This is a genomic window from Sorangium sp. So ce726, from assembly GCF_051521405.1.
In the GTDB taxonomy this organism is placed as follows: Bacteria; Myxococcota_A; Polyangia; order Polyangiales; family Polyangiaceae; genus Sorangium.
Genome location: NZ_CP150349.1, coordinates 5,898,299 through 5,915,345, shown reverse-complemented (window position 1 = coordinate 5,915,345; position 17,047 = coordinate 5,898,299). Strand labels below are relative to the sequence as shown.

Annotated in this window: 12 protein-coding genes; 7 read left to right on the top strand and 5 right to left on the bottom strand. The window is 71.2% G+C overall.

Features of this window, described 5'->3' with window-relative positions; all coding sequences use genetic code 11:
* The first annotated feature begins 45 nt into the window (after positions 1-45).
* On the top strand, positions 46-1,110 hold the full coding sequence (gene meaB / locus WME79_RS22080; RefSeq protein WP_437538668.1) for a methylmalonyl Co-A mutase-associated GTPase MeaB: 1,065 nt from the start codon (positions 46-48) through the stop codon (positions 1,108-1,110).
* Between the two features lie 51 nt (positions 1,111-1,161).
* On the opposite strand, the gene WME79_RS22075 is transcribed toward meaB, so the two are convergent.
* The 3 genes from WME79_RS22075 to WME79_RS22065 form a co-directional block, all read right to left on the bottom strand.
* Complete coding sequence (locus tag WME79_RS22075) at positions 1,162-1,443, bottom strand: hypothetical protein (RefSeq protein ID WP_437538666.1); 282 nt, start codon at positions 1,441-1,443, stop codon at positions 1,162-1,164.
* Between the two features lie 157 nt (positions 1,444-1,600).
* Positions 1,601-2,239, bottom strand: coding sequence for an endonuclease III (gene nth, locus WME79_RS22070; protein ID WP_437539905.1), 639 nt, complete (start codon positions 2,237-2,239; stop codon positions 1,601-1,603).
* A 304-nt stretch (positions 2,240-2,543) separates the two neighbouring features.
* Complete coding sequence (locus WME79_RS22065; protein ID WP_437538664.1) at positions 2,544-3,716, bottom strand: Fic family protein; 1,173 nt, start codon at positions 3,714-3,716, stop codon at positions 2,544-2,546.
* On the opposite strand from WME79_RS22065, the gene WME79_RS22060 reads away from it, so the two are divergent.
* Positions 3,697-4,506 (top strand): hypothetical protein, encoded by an 810-nt coding sequence (locus WME79_RS22060; protein ID WP_437538662.1) that lies wholly within the window; start codon positions 3,697-3,699, stop codon positions 4,504-4,506. The two genes, WME79_RS22065 and WME79_RS22060, sit on opposite strands and share 20 nt — an antisense overlap.
* A 166-nt stretch (positions 4,507-4,672) precedes the next feature.
* Here the strand turns inward: WME79_RS22060 and WME79_RS22055 are convergent, their stop codons facing one another.
* Positions 4,673-9,970: a tetratricopeptide repeat protein gene (locus WME79_RS22055; protein WP_437538660.1), complete on the bottom strand. Its 5,298-nt coding sequence runs from the start codon at positions 9,968-9,970 to the stop codon at positions 4,673-4,675.
* Positions 9,971-10,271: 301 nt separating this feature from the next.
* Here WME79_RS22055 and WME79_RS22050 point away from each other — a divergent pair, with 301 nt between their 5' ends.
* From WME79_RS22050 to WME79_RS22030, 5 genes are all read left to right on the top strand, one after another.
* The gene (locus tag WME79_RS22050; protein ID WP_437300928.1) at positions 10,272-10,571 is read left to right on the top strand and encodes an FtsB family cell division protein; all 300 of its coding nucleotides are present in this window, start codon (positions 10,272-10,274) and stop codon (positions 10,569-10,571) included.
* Between the two features lie 304 nt (positions 10,572-10,875).
* The gene (locus WME79_RS22045; protein ID WP_437538658.1) at positions 10,876-12,525 is read left to right on the top strand and encodes a hypothetical protein; all 1,650 of its coding nucleotides are present in this window, start codon (positions 10,876-10,878) and stop codon (positions 12,523-12,525) included.
* 490 nt (positions 12,526-13,015) lie between these two features.
* Positions 13,016-14,587 carry a pre-peptidase C-terminal domain-containing protein gene (locus WME79_RS22040; RefSeq protein WP_437538656.1) on the top strand — a complete coding sequence of 524 codons (1,572 nt, stop codon included), beginning with the start codon at positions 13,016-13,018 and terminating at the stop codon, positions 14,585-14,587.
* Positions 14,588-14,719: 132 nt separating this feature from the next.
* Positions 14,720-14,893, top strand: a complete 174-nt coding sequence (locus WME79_RS22035; RefSeq protein WP_437538655.1) for a hypothetical protein — start codon at positions 14,720-14,722, stop codon at positions 14,891-14,893.
* Between the two features lie 46 nt (positions 14,894-14,939).
* Positions 14,940-16,055, top strand: coding sequence for a DUF1566 domain-containing protein (locus WME79_RS22030; RefSeq protein ID WP_437538653.1), 1,116 nt, complete (start codon positions 14,940-14,942; stop codon positions 16,053-16,055).
* A 96-nt stretch (positions 16,056-16,151) separates the two neighbouring features.
* On the opposite strand, the gene WME79_RS22025 is transcribed toward WME79_RS22030, so the two are convergent.
* The gene (locus WME79_RS22025) at positions 16,152-17,030 is read right to left on the bottom strand and encodes a class I SAM-dependent methyltransferase (RefSeq protein ID WP_437538651.1); all 879 of its coding nucleotides are present in this window, start codon (positions 17,028-17,030) and stop codon (positions 16,152-16,154) included.
* Positions 17,031-17,047 lie beyond the last annotated feature (17 nt).

Here is a 17,047-nt window from a genome sequence, read left to right as displayed (position 1 = left end):
CGCGGGCCGGTTGTGTTCCGGCATCGCCGGGCCTAAGCCGCTCGCGTGCATCCGCTCGCAGACAAGGTCCTCGCCCGCGACACGCGCGCGACGGCGCGGGCCTGCCGGCTCGTCGACGACCGCGTCGGCGACTATGCCGCGATCCTGAAGGATCTCTTCCCTCATACCGGCCGCGCCTGGGTCCTCGGCGTGACGGGGAACCCGGGAGCAGGCAAGAGCACGCTCACGGATCGGCTGATCAGCGTGTTCCGGGGGCAGGGGCGCCGGGTCGCCGTGGTGGCGGTCGATCCCACGAGCCCGTTCACCGGCGGCGCGATCCTCGGCGATCGCATCCGCATGCAGGCCCACTTCGGCGACCCCGACGTGTTCATCCGGTCGCTGGCGACCCGGGGTGCGCTCGGCGGGCTTTCGCGCTCGGTGGTTGACGTCGTGCGGGTGCTCGACGCCTGGGGCGCGGACGTCGTGGTGGTCGAGACCGTCGGCGTCGGGCAGGACGAGCTCGAGATCACCCGCATGGCGCACACCACCTTGGTCGTCGCCGCGCCAGGGATGGGCGACGAGGTGCAGGCGATCAAGGCGGGCATCCTGGAGTGCGCCGACGTCTTCGCCGTGAACAAGGCCGACCGGGACGGGGCCGACGCGGCGGTGCGCGATCTGGAGCTCATGATCGCGCTCGGCGGCGAGGTGGCGGCGGCCTCCGGACGGGCGCGCGGGCACAGCGCCGCGGCGCTCCACGCCCGCGCGCAGGGGGCGCCATCTCCTGGCGGCGCGCCCGTCGAAGGGCCGTGGGAGCCCGGGATCGCGCGGACCGTGGCCACACGGAACGAGGGCGTGGCGGCGCTCGTGGACAAGCTGGAGGGGCACCGGGCGTGGCTGTTCGGGACCGAGGCTGGCGCTGCGCGCCGTGAAGAGCGCCTGCGCGAGGCGATGCACGTGCAGCTCCGCGACGCGCTCACCGACGCCGCGGTCGCCGCGCTCGGTCCCGCGCTCGAGGCCGCGGTGCATGCCGTCGCGCGGCGCGAGGTCGACCCCTACACGGCCTCGGAGCAGCTCGTCGCGGCCTTCCGCAGTGCTGGCGCCATCACACTTGGCGCCGCCGTCGGGACCTGAGCCGGCGGCGACGAGGCCGGGCGGCCGGCGCCGGTCGGGCGCGCGGCGGCGCTAGTCGATGCAGCGATCCAGCTCGTCTTTCTCGAATTTACAGGACGTACTCCACTTATCGTCGCCGTTGCAGATCCCGGTGTCGTCCTCGCACTCCAGGAGAGCGTCGTACTGGTCGACACAGCCGCGGCGGTCGGCGTCTACGTACCTGTCATCGTAGCGATCGATGCAGTCGCCGTACTCGCGGTCGCTGCACCCCTCGCAGTCGCACTTGTAGTCGCAGAGATCGTCCTCCAGAGGGCTGCACGCCGCGGTGAAGAGGCAGGCAAGGGTGAGGATCATGTGCGAAGCCTTCATTGGCCCAAGGTTATCCCGCGTCCTCGGCTCCAGCGCGATAAACAGCTCGCCGGCTGCCGAGCGACGATGAGCCGCGCTCGCCTGCTTTCCACATTCCGTCGGTGCGCTCGACACCCAGCTTGTCGCGCAGAGCGACTGACGCTCACGGCGTGGCGCCGCGGCGCCGCGGCGGCTTGCGTCCCACGTTCTCTGCGCGGAATGCGCTCGGGCACGCGTCGCTGATCCCGCAGCCTCCGCACGCTGGCTTCCTCGCGAAGCAGATCCGGCGGCCGTGGAAGATCAGCGTGTGGGACAGCATATCCCAGTCGCTCCGCGGGAAGAGCGCCACGAGGTCGCGCTCGATTTGCTCTGGCTTGTCGTTGGTCGTCCATCCGAGCCGCTGCGACAGGCGCTGCACATGGGTATCGACCACGACGCCCTCCGGTGCTCCAAACGCGACGCCGAGCACCACATTCGCCGTCTTGCGCCCGACTCCAGGCAGCTTCACGAGCTCGGCGAGCGTCCTCGGCACCTCGCCGCCGTGCCGCTCGATGAGGCCTCGCGCGAGCCCCACGATGTTCTTCGCCTTCTGGTTGAACATGCCCATCCCGAGCCGCTTGAGGAGCGCGCCCACCTCGGCTGCATCGGCGCTGGCGAGCGCGCGGGCGTCGGGATACGCGCCGAACAGGTGGGGGGTCACCTTGTTGACCAGCACGTCCGTCGTCTGAGCGCTGAGCACCGTCGCGACGAGGAGCTCGAACGAGGATCTGTGATCCAGTTCGCAGTGGGCGTCCGGGTGCAGCGCGCGCAGCCGCGCGAATGTGGCCTGAGGCGTGCTCGGCGCTGCGCGCGCCGGCCTCGGCCTAGCCTCGGCGTCGACCGCTGCCGCCTTCTTGGGCCTCGGCGCGCGCGTCTTCGCCGCCTTGGAGGCACCCCTCGCCGCCTTGGAGGCACCCCCGGGAGCCGCCTTGTTCGGCCGCTTCGCCGGTGCAGCGACGCCCTCGTCTCGAGGTTGGCCTGAAGGATGGACAGCGACGGGCGCGGGCGGTCGGCGCGCGCCTCGCCCGGTCAGGACGAGGTCTCGCGCGCGACCGCCCTCTGCTGTCTCAGCTGACGAAGGCGCGCTTCCGCGTCTCATGCTCATCGAGGAGCTTCTCGACGCTCGCGAGCGCGTTTTCGACCGACTCTTGCACCATTTGCAGCACCGTCGTCGCCGAGCCCTTCAGCGCCTCGTAGTAGCGCTGCCGCTCGGTCGAGTGGATGATCGACGGAGGCAGGCCCGTGCGGAGCAGCAGCATGTTCATGAACAGCCTCGCGACCTTGCCGCTGTCGTTCGGGAACGGATAGACCCGCAGCAGATCGTAGTGCGCGCGCGCAGCGATCCGGATGCCGTTCCGCGTCTTCCGCGTCTCGGGGTCGTTCAGCCAGTCGATGATCTGACGCACCTTGTAGGCGATCTTGTCCGGCGGAGCGTACTCGTGGAAGTAGAGCCGGTGCTGGGGGATGTCCTTGCGGTATTTCACCGTCTTGAGATCCCCCTCCTCCGGGTGGAGGATCAGGTACAGCTTCTTCATGCAGTCGAGCGTGAGCGGGGCCCGCTTGTTCTCGCCCTGCTCGCGCACGTACGCGATGGCCTCCTTGTGCCGCCGGATGTCATCGTACGTCGGCTGAAGGCTCGAGTCCGTCACGAGAGGCGCCGGGCCGGCGAGGGCCGCGCGCAGCTCGTCGAACGTGTAGACCACCCCTTCGAGCGCGCTGTCGTGGTAAATCCACGACATATCGAGGCTGTCGATGTAGCGCCGCCGGAAGTCCTCCGACTGCGCGTTCAACCGCTGCTCGATGATCGCGCTGCGCTCCTCGATGGTGGCTCGCCGAGGCGGCGGCAGCATCGGCAGCGGCAGGGTGACGACCCGCGGCGCCTCCCGGAGCGGAACGCGACCCGGACGGCGCTCGATCGAGGCCCCCGCGCTCTTCCCCTTCGCCCCGCCCGGCCGCACGCTCTTCTTGTCGGCGACCGGCTTGTCGCTCGTGCGTGACGGCCTGTCGCTCGCCCGGCGCGGTCGCTCGGCCTCGCTCGGCGCGGCCTGCTCCCTGACGTCCTTGAGCTTCAGCTTCTCCTTGAGCTTCAGCTTCTTCTCGAGCTTCGGCTCGTCGTCGAGCCTCAGCTTCAGCTTCTTGCGGAGCTTCGTCGGCTCCGCCGCCGGCGCCGCGAGCACCCGCTCGGAGCGCGCCGCGATCTTTCTCTTGACGAGCCTCGGCTTGGCGGCCTTGACCCGCACGAGCCTCGGCTTCGTGGCCTTGACCCGCGCGACCTTCGTCTTCGCGGCCTTCGCCTTCCGCGCCCGCCCGGCGACCGCCCTCGTCTTCGCGGTCCTGGCCTTCGCGGCCCTCGGCTTTGCGACCCTGGCGCGGGTCACCCTGGCCTTTGTGGCCTTGGTCCTCGCCGTCTTCGCCCGCGTCGCCTTGGCCTTCGCCGCCCTCGCCTTGACCTTCGTCGCCCTGGCTTTCGCCCTGGCCTTGGTGGTCCTGAGCTTGGCGGCGGTGCGCGTCGACCTGGCCTTCGTCCTGGCCGCGGCCTTCTTCGCCTTGGATGCGCTCGTTCGCTTCGCGGCCGCGCGGGTGGCCTTTTTCGCCCTCCCGACCGCCGCTTTCTTCCTCGCGCCCGTACGGGTTGCCCGCGCCGGTGTGCGCGCCGCCTTGCGCCGCGCCGGGGCCGCCGACTTGCGGGCGGTCGCCCGTTTTGTCGTGGTTTTCCGTCGCTTTGCCGCCTTCACGGCAGCGGTGCGTCGCGCAGCAGGACGAGAGGACGCGGCCTTCCGCTTCGGCTTGCGCGCGGCCGAGCGGGCGGCAGGCTTTGCCTTCCGCGTCCGCGCTGTCGAGGCTGCTCGCCTCGAACCTGCCGCGCTGGCCTTGGTCGCTCTCTTCCGGTCTTTTTTCGAAGTTTTTCGGGTCTTCTTTGCCGCCATGGGCGTGCTTTCACACAATCGCTCAGGCTGCCCGCTGCCACGCTGCGGCGAGCTAACATACGATCGAAAGGGCCTAATGCCGGCCAGCAGCCTAGCAATTTGAGGATTTATCCGTCAACCAGTCCGGTGCGGAAGTGGGCAGGAAGCGACATCCCGCAGCTGGATCTTCGATGATCCAGTTGACCTGCCCTGCCAGATTGCGCCCGCGGCGGTCGCGGCGGGCGTAGCTCGAGGCCGGGGGCGAGCGCTACGCGGCCGACGGCCGGCCCTCAGCTGTCGATGTTGATGCCGAGCCGCTGCCGGATCGCGAAGTACTCCTCGCTGGCCGCGTAGAGCGTGAGCTCCTTGAGCCTCTCCTTGTGGGGCACGGCGGCGCTCGCCTCGTCGGTCGCCTTGATCATCTCCTGCGCCAGCTCGAGGTCGTTGGCGAGGAGGAACCCCGCGCGGTCGGCCGTCAGGTCGACGCCGGACACCCAGCGCTTCAGGTCGATGGCGCCGGCCTGGAGCAGCTTCGTCACGGCGCTCGCGAGCTGATCGCGCGCCGGCCCGACGAGGATGGGCTCCAGGACCGCCAGGTCGTCCATCACCGGACCCTCCAGCTCCTTCGTGATCGGGAACGTGGGCGAGATCAGCTTGATCGCCGCGAACAGCCAGGCGCGCAGGCCGGTGCCCGTCGGCACCAGGTGCCGGAGGTACATGCCCGGCCGGTAGTAGGTGAGGTGCCGGGCGGCGATGAACGCGGCGGCCTGCGTGGGCAGGTCCATCTGGAGCGCCGCGGCGCCGAGCACGATCGCCGGGACGTGCGCGTGGAGGAACGAGACGCCGCCGCCGTCGTTCGGATCCTGGAACGTGAGCGGCGGCGAGAGGCCCAGGACACCCGCCGCGTAGTAGAGCGTCTGCGACATCGGGTAGGGGTGGCGCGAGAGATCGAGCTGGTAGGCGAGCTGGTAACCGAGCTCCTCCAGCGGCTGCCCGTTCTTCCTGAGCACGGCCGGCTCGATGACGCCGAAGACCGCGGTCAGGAGCGGATCCGCGTCGGGATGGACGAGCGCGGTCGCCCACGCGTCGTCGTCGAGCGGCTGCTGCGCCGCCGCGGCCGTGTCGGGGCGCAGGCGCCGGAAGAAGCGCTCCTCGTCCGGCTCGGCGGCGCTCAGGCAGCAGAGCACCTGGCACAGACAGAAGGCCGCGTCGGCGCGCTTCGCCTCGGTGTACATCTTCCGGAGCAGCCGGTACGCGTCCGGCTTGTACGGGTTGCGCCGCAGGACAGGGGCCTGCGCGGCCACCGCCTTGTCCAGGTACTCCGCCGGGTTGCTGGCGTAGAGGTTCACCAGGAGCTCGTTCCGTTCCTCGCTGTCAGGATCGAGCGTCTGCGCCGCCTCGTAGGCGTCGATCGCCTCGCTCATCCAGCCGAGCTTGTCCTTGTAGAGGGCGCCCAGCCGGTCGAACGTCTCGAGCATCTTCGCCGTGTCGTTCCCCTCGGTCGCCCGGTCGAGCTCGACCTTGAGCAGGCGCTCCACCTCCTCGTGGTCGCCCTTCTCACCGCGGAGCTCGATCGCCTCCGCGAGCGCCCGGGTGAGCGACGGGTCGAGCGCCAGCACCTCGTCGTAGAAGCTGGCGGCCCGGTCGAGATCGCCGAGCTGCCGCGCGCTCACGATCGCCGCCGTGTGCAGGTACTTCGCCTTCTGTCGGCTGTCGTCGATCTTGGCGGCGAGCTTGAGGACGATGTCGACGAGCTTCGACCAGTCCTTCTCCTCGCTGTAGAGCTGCATCAGCTTGGTGAGGATCTTCCGGTCGTCCGGGCGCTCGTCCAGCGCCGCCACGTAGCTCTTCGCTGCGCGCGCCCGGTCGTGGAGGTGCGCCGCGAGCAGGTCGCCGATCTCGAGCAGGAGCGCGCTCCGCTCCTCGCCGGTCACCACGTCGAGCCGCCGGTGCTTGACGCGCACGACCTCCTCCCAGTCCCCCTTGGCCTCGAGGACCCTGGCGAGCAGGGCGAGCGGGGCAGGGGACTCCGGGAGGAGATCGGCGGCGCCGTTCAGCGCGGTCACCGCGCCGTCCGGATCGCCGGCCGCGAGCCTCGCCTCGCCGAGCCCGAGGAGCGCCTCCGCTCGATCGCGCTCCGGCAGGCCGGCGCCGAAGCGGTCCACGAGGCGGCCGTAGAGCTCCGCGGCCTCCTGAGCCCTGCCCGCGTCGAGGTTGACCCTGGCGGCCCGCGAGAGCGCCGCCGGGTCGTCTGGCGCGAGCGCGAGCAGCGCCTTCACCGTGCCGATCGCCTTGCCGCTCGACCCGCTCTTGCCGAGCGCGTCGACATAGCGGAGGAGCAGCTTGAGCCCTTGCTCCTTCGGCAGGACGTCGACCCGGCTCGCCAGGAGCTCGTAGTGCCGCGCCGCCTCGAGGAAGCGGCCCGCCTCGAACGCGAGATCGCCCGAGATCATGAGCCCGAGCATGCCCGTCGGATCGAGGTCGACCGCCCTCGTCGCCGCCTCCGCGGCGCGCCCGTCGTCCTTGAGGCGCTCCCGGAGGAGCAGCGCCATCTCGCCGTACAGGCGGCCCTTGGCGAGGTTGCCCTCCGCGGCCTCGGCCTCGCGCGCGATGAGCTCGACGGCGCTCGTCGCGTCGCCCCGGGCGAGGTAGGCCGCGCGCAGCGCCGAGGACGCGCCCGCGTTCTGCGGCTGCGCGTCGAGGGCCATCTTGTAGCGCTCGATCGCCCCGTCCCGATCCCCCTTCTCCTCGAGCAGCTTCGCCGCGCGGATCCAGAGATCGGCCCTGCTCTCCGCGGTCTTGGCCGTCGCCGCGAGCGACTCGATCGCGCTCAGCGCCGCCGCGGCGTCGCCCGTCGCGGCCCGCACGTGCGCGAGCGACTCCAGGGCCCCGGCGTGGTGGGGAGCGATCGCGAGCACCCGCTCGTAGGCCTTGCGGGCGCGCTCGGGCGAGCCGACCTGATCGAGGAGCACGCGCCCCATCGCGAGCAGCAGCTCCTCCCGGCGCTTGTCGTCGGGCACGATGCCGAGGTGCCGCTCGTAGAGCGACACCACGTCCTCCCAGCGCTCGAGGGCGCGGTAGTGCCGCCCGAGCGCGGCGATCGAGCCCTCGTGCGCGCTGTCGATCCCGAGGATCGCCTCGAGGGCCTCGGCCGCCTTCGCGTGGTCGAGGAACTCCTCGTCGTGGATGCCGGCGATCCGCTCGTAGAGGTTGATCTTCTGGCGCGGCGTCGCGCTGACGTCGATCTGTCGCGCCAGGTTCTGGAGGAGCGCCGTGTAGCTGCCGGCGCGGCTGTGGATGCGATCGAGCCCGCGCAGGGCGGTCAGGCTGGCCGGATCGAGCTCGAGCGCCGCCTCGTAGCGCCGCGTCGCCTCGCCCAGGTCGCCGAGCCGGTCCTCGTAGAGCTCGGCGAGCTTGCACATCGTGTCGACGCGCTCCTCGCCCCGCTGCGCCTCCGCGCGCCGCTCGAGGATCTTGGCGTAGCCCGCGTGATCCTCGGCGCGCCGGTAGATCCTGAGCAGCGCCTCGCACGTCCTCGTGTGCCCGGGGTCCTCGGTGAAGATCTGCTCGTACAGGTCGCGCGCGCGGCCCGCGTCGCTCAGCTTCGTCTCGAGGAGCTCGGCCGCCGCGGCGCGGAGGTCGCGCGCCTCCCCCGGGGTCGCGGCGCGGTCGGCCCGCGAGAGCAGCACCTGGACGAGCTCCTGCCACTGCTGGGCGCGGCGGTAGACCTGCGAGAGCCCCTCCAGCGCCTCCTCGTTCGCGGGGTCGAGCCCGAGCACGAACTGGAAGCACGGGATCCCGAGGTCCGCCCGCGCGACCTTCTCCGCATACCAGGGCCCGAGCCGGTTGAAGAGCGCGAGCTTCGCCTCGGCCGGCATCGCCTCGTCGGTGCTCGCCTGGCTCAGGATCTGGAGCGCCTCGGACCAGATCTTCATGTCGTTTCCGGCCGCGCGCTCCAGGTCGACGGCGTACGCGTCCTGCTCCGGATCCTGGGCGAGCGCCTGGGCGAAGGCGAACACCCCCTGGTCCTTGTCGTCGAGCTCCCGCACGTAGAGGTGCCCGATCTCGTTGAGCGCCCGGGCGCGCTCACCGGCGGTCTCGGCGCGCTCGCTCCGCTGGAGGAGCATCTCCACGAGCTCCTCGTGCTTGCCTAGCGCCTTGCGGAGCTCCTCGAGCGCGCTGAAGGCGATGTCGTCGCCCGGGGCGAGCTCGAGGAGGCGCAGGTAGACCGCCTCCGCCTTGTCGTGCAGCCGCCCCTTCTCGTAGATCCTGGCCGCCCGGAAGTGCAGGAGCTTCTTCGCCGCGACCGCCTGGTCGTCGCCCTGGCGGGGCGCTGAGCCCGCGTCGATCTGCTCCGAGGCCATCAGGAGCGCCTCGGCCACGCGCCCCGGGTCCGCTCCCCGATCGGCGGCCGCCTCGACGGCGAGCGCGAGCTCCGTGTCCGCCGGGCTCGCGACGAGCCGATCGATGAGGTCGTTCAGCTGCGCGCCCTCGATCGACGCCTCCTTCTGCTGCGGCTTGCCCAGCGGCTCGATCGCGTCGAGCACCGCGCGCGTCCCCCTCGGCCGGGCGTCCTGCGCTTTCGCGAGCAGGCGCCCCGAGAGCTCGTCGACGTCCTTGCCCACCCAGCCGCGCGGCGCGACCGCGCTCGGCGGCGGCGGCGGCTCGATGAGGTGCGCGACAGCGATGTCGACCGCGGCGGCGCCCGAGAACACGGGCTTGCCCGTGAGGAGCTCGAAGAGCAGCGCGCCGAAGGCGTAGAGATCGCTCGCGGGGCCGACGCTCTCGCCGCGCAGCTGCTCGGGGCTGGCCGCCTCGACGAGCTCAGGGCTGGACCACCCGGCGCCGAGCCGGTCGCCGCCGACGTCGATCAGGACCGGGAGCGGCTCCCCGTCCTCGCCGCGGGCCACGACGACGTTCTCGAGCTTGAGCGCGCCGTGGACGAGGCGCTGCTCGTGGAGCGCGGCGAGGCCGCCGAGGATCCCCCGAAGCAGCGGCTTCGCCTCGTTGATGTGGAGCGGCCCCGAGCGCGCGAGGCGCGCCGAGAGCGGCAGCCCGTCGACGTGCGTGTACGCCACGAACGCCCGGCCGCCCACGATCCCCGCGTCGACACCGCTCGCCAGGTTCTCGTGGTGCACCTGCGCGGCCAGGCGGACGTGGGTGAGGTACCTGCGCACCGCCCGGCTGTCCCGGGTCGCCTCGCGCCGGAGCACCTTGAGCGTCCGCGGCTCGGTCCCCCGGGTCGCCGCGTAGACCACGGCCCGGGGGCCCTCGCCGATTTTTCTCGTGACGATGTAGTCGCCGAACGTCTCGCCGGGCCCGATCTCCTCGGTCAGGCCGAGCCCATGGCCGCCGAGGGCGCGGACGCGCGCGTCCACCTCTGCGCGTGAGGCGATGACGGCATCGATCAACGCATCGATGGCGTCGAGCTCCACGCAATGATCCGTGAGGGCGCGCGCGAAGGAGGCCTTGGAGGCGCTGCCCCCTATCTCGGCCGGGCTGAAGCCGAGGAGGTCGGACGACAGGGCCATCATTTCATCGAGCGAAAAGAGGCGCTCGAGCTCGCCTCGAACGATATCAATGGACATGGGACTCCTCGGGCCGAGCCCTCGTGCCGGCGTTGCGCGCGCAGCGGACCTACCGGACGGCGGGGGACGTGGGTCATGCTAGCGAAGCTTGGGGCTCCATGCGACATCCGACGATCGCCTGTTTTGCAGGGCGCTTCCGCGGCGCACCGCGCGACGGCGTCGCTCGACGTGGGCGCAATCGACGTGGCGCGCGGGGTCGTGCTCACCGCGCCTGCCCGACCGAGAGGCCGGGTAAAAGGTAACGCGGAGTTGCAGGAACCCTGGAGGAAAGTTGACAGGAGCGCGGAGGACGTGCGAGCGGGTGTCTGTGCGTCGAATAGCGCAGTTCCTGGAGCGGACCCTCCCCATCGCGGTGCTCATCGTCGCCGTCGTGGGCGCACCGATCATGATCTTCTCGCCGCAGGGGCTGCCTCGCCTGCGGGAGCTCGAGAGAGAGCTCGCCGACGTCGAGGAGGAGAATGCCGAGCTCGGGCGGCAAATCGAGGCGCTCCGCGGCAAGGTGGCGCGCCTGCGCGACGACCCGACGGCCGTGGAGAGGATCGCGCGCGACAACCTGGGTCTCGTGCGGCAGAGCGAGGTGGTCTTCCAGTTCTCCCGCTGAGGACTCCGGGTCTCTCGACCCTCCCCAGGCCTGTTGTCATATCGGCCACAGGGCACCGCCGCGGGAGCGCTCGACGTGAGGACGTGAGCCAGCGCTCGACGTGAGGACGTGAGCCAGCGCTCGGCGCGAGCGCATGAGCCCGCTTGGCTCGCTCCCTCGCCCAGCGCGCGCCACCCCGCCGCCTGCGCTGGCGAGGGAGCGCGCCCGCTGCTCTCTCGCCGCCCGTCCAGAAGGCACAGCCTCCGTCGTGACCGGATGCGGGGCGCTGCACGCTGGCAGCGTCCTTTCTGGTATTGTGCAGCGAGTGTCGCTAGACCTGGGCCGCCTCCTCATCGCCGCCGGCGCCGTCTCCAAGGCTGAGGTCGAAGCCGCCCTCTTCGTGGCGGTCCTGCGGGGCATCCCGTTCCCCCGCGCCCTCATCGACCGCGCAGCCATCAGCGAGCGCGCCCTCGAGGAGGAGCTCGATCGCCACGGTGGCCTCGCGCTCCGGCAGGTCGTCGGCGCCCGCGATCTCGTCGCGCGCTTGCCGCGCGCCATGTGCCGCCGCCTCGGCGCCGTCCCGATCCGCATCGATCCCGGCGTCGGCACCATCGACGTCGCGGCGGCCGATCCGCTCGATCGTCACATCGCCGACGAGTTCAGCTTTCACCTCGGCGCGCCGGTGCGCATCTTCCGCGCGCCGATCACGGCGGTCGAGGAGGCCATCCGCGCCCTCGATCTCGACGAGCGGGAGCAGGTCCCCTCCCGCGCGCGGCGCGCGACCCCGGCGTTTCCGCACGGGGCGCCCCAGTCGACCATCCCGCCGCCGCCGTCGTCTGAGGTGCCCATCCCGTTGATCCGCCGCGCCTCGGTGCCCTCGTTCGATGAGGCGAGCCTGGAGGCGAGCCTGGTCGAGTCGCCGAGCGGCAAGCATGGCCACCGCGGAGCGGCGCACAACGGTCACGCTCAGCGCGCGGACGCGCCGGCGGCCCACGAGGACGCGATCCTGCCGCTCCGCCACTCCAAGGCGGCCCCTGGCGCGCGCGGCTCTCCGTCGGGCGCTCGCCGCTCAGCGGACGCTGAACGCGGCGCGGGCGGGAGGGCGACCGGGCGTCAGGCGGCCCTGCGCGCGCCAGCGGTCGAGCCGCCGGCTGTCTCCTTTCCGCCGCCTCCGCCCGTGGAGATCTCGCCGCCCTTCAAGCTGCTCGCCTCGATCATGCCCCAGGCCTCGCCTGGCCCCGACCGCGCGCCGGACAGCGCCGGGCGGGAGCCGGCCCCCTCGACGCGACGCCTCGGCCGGCTGCCGCTCGACGCGCCCTCCGGCCTCGCGCCGCTCTCGCGCCGCCGCTCCGTCGATGCGGAGGTCCCGTCGCCTGGAAGCGGCAAGGCTCGCCCCGAGAGCGCCGCGCCGCCGTCGAGCAGGCGCTCCGGGAGGCTCCCGGCGCTGCCCCCCGCGCCCGAGCTAGAGCTCGCCGATCCCCTCGACGACGATCCGCCGCCGCAGCCCTTCGTCGATCTGAGCGACGTCATCGACGCGCTGTACCTCGCGCGCACCCGCGACGACGTCATCCGGCTCGCGCTCCGGGGGCTGCGGCTGTTCGCCGGGCGTGTCGCCATCTTCGCCGCGCACCGCGGGGTCTTTCGTGGGTTCGCGTGCAACGCGGAGTTCGGCGACCAGGAGGCGCTGCGCAAGCTCTCCCTCCCGATGGATCAGCCGAGCGTGCTCGCCACGGCCGTGGCGACCCACCTCTACGTCGGCCCGATCCCCGGCACCCCGACCCACGCGCCGCTGCTCGACGTCATGGTCAACCCGAGCCTCGACGTCGCCGCCGTCGCCGTGCAGGTCGTCGGCCGGCCCGCGATGATCCTGGTCGCCGATCGGATCCTCGACACCTCGAGCGGCTCGCGCCGGATGGTCGAGCTCGCGCGCGCCGTCGGCGAGGCCTTCAGCCGGATCCTGTCGGCGCGCGGGTGAGCGTCCGGCGCGACGCGCGCTGTGCGCCGTCCTGACGCCACCCTGAACGAGCACGCCGCGCTCGGCTGAACGAGCACGCCGTGCTCGGCGCTCGCGCGCTGTCCGCTGCCGCGCGCTCGCAGCTGCGCCCCCACGCGCCGCGTTGCAGCCGTCGCGTTGCATGCGTGCGCTCCGCGCCTTTCATCGACGCAACGAGAGGCAGGAGGATCCCGATGCCGCCGTGGTGCAAGTACGCGTCGCTCGAGCTCAAGATGTGTTGTTTTCCAGTGTATCTGTCCGACACGATCTGTTCGCTTCGCGTGTGACAGGAATTTTCCTGTGACAAGCGAACCATGTCCGCTCTCTTCGAAATTTTTTACAATCCTGAACCCTTTTTATGAACGGCGGTCAGATTTGGCTATCCGACTGAGGGTCAAATCAGGTTAAGGCATTTGGGTCTCATCGAGTTCGCGTGGACAGCGTGATTCGCCTCCCCCGAAAGGAGCTCCAAATGCACCCTGCAAAGCCGCAAGAGAGCAATGTGATCGCCCGTAAGCTCGTTCTGGTGATCGCTGGTTTGACCGCTGCCGCGGCCGGTTGTTCGGCAGACGTCGGCGGCGCTGACACCGAGGAAGTCGGCACGAATCAGCTGGGATTTGAGCGATTCGAGCGGACGGTGTTCCGCGAGCCTGACACGGGCATCTACATTGTTAACGGGGACACGCCGGTCGTAGATATCAAGCATCTGCGCGAGTTCTGGGAAGCGCATGTGCGCGATGGTGCGCTGATCGTCAACCAGGAAGGGGGGGAAGACGTCATCTGGACGGCGGAGCAGCGGCACAACCTCTCCTACTGCGTGAGCAAGAGATTCGGGGACAAGTACGCGACGGTGGTGACGGCGATGGCGGATGCCGTCAAGGCGTGGGAGGACGTCACGGACGTCGACTTCATCCATGTCGAATCTGCCGACGCGAACTGCACATCGAGCACCAGCGAGGTCCTGTTCGACGTGAACCCCGTCAACACCGGCGGCCAGTACCTGGCGCGCGCCTTCTTCCCCGGCCAGTCGAGGTACTCGCGGAACGTGCTGATCGACGGGAACGCTTTCGACAGCACGCGGCCCACGCTCACCGGCATTCTCCGCCACGAGCTAGGGCACACCCTTGGCTTCCGTCACGAGCACACCCGTCCTGAGTCGGGCACCTGCTTCGAGGACGACAACTGGCGTGCCCTCACCGAGTACGACGGCGCGTCCGTCATGCACTATCCCCAGTGCAACGGCACCGGCGACAGCACGCTCGTCCTCACGGAGAAGGACATTGCGGGCGTCCAGTCGCTCTACGGCACGCCGGGTGGAGACGGCGGTGATGGCGGTGATGGCGGAGGCGGCGGAGAGCCGCCGACCGGAGAGCCGCCGACCGGAGAGCCGCCGACCGGGGAGCCGACCACCGAGCACTTCAGCGGCCGCCTCGCGCGGGGAGCCTTCGATGCGGTCGGGCCCGCGGAGGGGTTCGAGGTCGTGCCCGGGACGACCCTCACTGTCGTCATGACCGGGACCGGAGACCCCGATCTCTTCGTGAAGTTCGGCGATGCGCCGACGGCGAGAGCGTTCGATTGCCGGCCCTACCTCAGCGACGCCAACGAGACCTGCACGCTCGATGTGCCCGAGGGCCAGACGAGGGCCTTCGTCAAGGTGCACGGCTTCACGGCCTCGACCTACGACATCGAGGTGCGCTACTCCGCGCCGAAGGCGCCCGGAAGCCAGCCCGGAGGCGGCGGCACCGAGACGTCGACGAGCTTCGACGGCAGCGTCTCGCGGCGCGAGACGGCGTCCCACGGGCCGATCTCGGTGGTCCCTGGCACGACCTTCCGGGCCGTGATGAGCGGCACCGGGGATCCCGATCTCTACGTGCGGTTCGGCGAGCAGCCCACCCTGAGCGCCTTCGACTGCAGGCCTTACCTCGACGGCGCGGACGAGACGTGCGAGCTGACGGTCCCGGAAGGGCAGTCGGAGGCCTTCCTCCTCGTGCAGGGATACGCGGAGAGCACGTACACGGTGAAGGTCGACTACACGACGCCGTGACGCGGCGGCCCCTCGGTCCGCAAAGGCGGAGAGGGCGTCAGACGCAACCTGCGTAGAAGAAATCGACGCGGCGGAGAGGCACCGAGGTGCACGGGCTCATACCCACTCTCTGCCGCGCGTCGTTCTTCCATCATGCTCGCTTGGCCTCTCATGGGCCGACCGGCCCGCGCGGGCGGCGCGAACGCCGCCGAGGCGGGCCCGGGCGCGGGCAACCGCGCGCGCGGGGGGAGCGAAGCGGCGGGCGGCAGCGATGCGAGCCTGCAGCGCGAGGCGCCTGCGAGGAAGTCGACCCCCGCGCCCCGGTGAATGATAGGCTGCTGGCCGGATCCTCTCCTGGCGCCGCCGCTTGCCCATGCCGAACGAGACCCCTCACGCCCTTCGCTTCACCTGGCTGTTGGCCGCGTTGCTCGTGGAGTTCGTCACGCTCGCCGGATGCATCGGAGAGCCATTTCAGATCGGCAGCGGCACCGTGGGCTCGACCGGCGGTGGCGGCAGCGAACCGATCGGCGGCGGCGGCAGCGAGCCGATCGGCGGCGGGGGCGCCGGGGGAGGGACGGGCGGTGGCGGAGGGCCGCCGCCCGTGCCGGTGACATGGCCGGACTCGCCGACGACGCGCTGCTCGAACGGGACCACCGTGCTGGAGGCGTGCCCAGGGCCTTCGGCGCCCTTCTTCGGACAGGACGGGAACTACGAGATCGCCGTCCCCTCCTACACAGAAGCCGACGGCGCTGTGGAAGACTCGGTGACCGGGCTCACCTGGGAAAAGGTGGCGGAGAACGGGATGTTCACGCTGGTCGGCGCGCAGGAGCACTGCGCGGCGCTCAGCGCTCAGGGCATAGGCGGCCTGTCGGACTGGCGCCTGCCGACGCGGATCGAGCTCGTCTCCATCGTGGATTTCGGCCACACCACGGCGTTCCCCGACATCTTCTTCACGTCCACCCAGGACAGTTTTTACTGGTCCGCGACCGACGTCGCCGCAGACAGCTCGTTCGCCTGGGGTGTGCTGGCCAGCGATGCGTCCCTCGGCTTCTTCCCGAAGGACGACACGGCCGGCGCCCGGGCGCTGTGCGTCGGAGGCGTGAAGGGGATCGCGCCGGCAGATCTCTCGCTCGGCGAGGACTGGGTGCTCGATCGCTCGACGGGGCTCGTCTGGCAGCGCCACGCCTCCCAGACCCGGTTCATCTGGAGCGACGCGCTCGCGCACTGCGAAGAGCTCGACCTCGCCGCGAAGAGCGACTGGCGGCTGCCGAGCGCGAAGGAGCTGCTCTCGATCGTCGATGATCGGCGGTCCGGGCCGGCGATCGACCTCGAGGCCTTCCCGGGGACGCCGTCCGACGTCTTCTGGTCGTCGACGCCCGCCATCGGCAGCGCGGAGAAGGCCGTCCTCGTCAACTTCACGAACGGCGCATCGCAGGACCACACGGTCCGCGATCGGCGGCTCGCGCGCTGCGTTCGCTCCGACGGGTGAGCGCCGCCCACGCCCCGAGGGGCGGCTCCGATGGCGGACGGCGTGCGCCGTCGCCGCCCACCCGCTGCCAGCGATGAGCCCGGCCGCCGCGGCGGCTCAGCCCCCGGGCTTGACGAACTTCAGGACGAAGCGGTCGCTCGTGCCCCGCTTGTCGCCTGCCACCATCGGCGAGGCGTTCCAGTCGCGCGTGTCCGCGGCGCTCCGGAGGAAGGTCGCCTCGGCCGCGAGCCGGAAGCCGGCCTGCTCGATCTCCTCGCGCACGATCTTCTCCTCGATGCGGTGGAGCGTCTTCACCTCGGTGACGCCCGTCCCAGCGCGCCCGGCATGATCGACGATCGCGAACACGCCGCCGGGCTTGAGCGCGCGGAAGACCGCGCGGTTCATCGCGGCCCGGTCCGCCTCCATCCACACGGTGTCGTGGTAGAAGAGCACGAGGAACACGGCGTCGAGATCCCGCGCCTCGGGCGGCAACGGGTCGGTGAGCTCGCGATCGACCCGGACCACCGGCTTCATCACGGGCTTCTTGAGCCGCTCGCTCCACGGCTTCTCGGCGAAGCGCTCGAGGACGAAGCGGTTGTTCTGCGCATAGACGACCCCTCCCGGCCCGACCGCCCGCGCCAGGAGCTCGGCCGAGTAGCCGCCCCCCGCCGCGAGCTCCGCGACCTTCATCCCCGGCTGGATGCCGAAAAATGCGAGCATCTCCGCAGGCTTACGGCCGGCATCGAGCGCCCGGTCGGCGTCCGCGCGATCGGCGGCGTCGATGACGGCGCGCACGGCAGCAGGCACCTCGACCGAGGTGACCTGCGACGGCGCCGAGGCGGCCGCGTCGGCCGGGGCGGGGGCCGTCGCAGCGGGCGGCGCGTCGGGCTGAGCCGGAGGTGCAGCCGTCGGAGGCGGCGGAGCTGCGGGCGGCGCGGCGCTACAGCCGGCGAGCGCGGTCAGGGCGAGGGCGAGGAGAACGTGAGGGCGTCGCATGCCGCGCTGCTAACCGA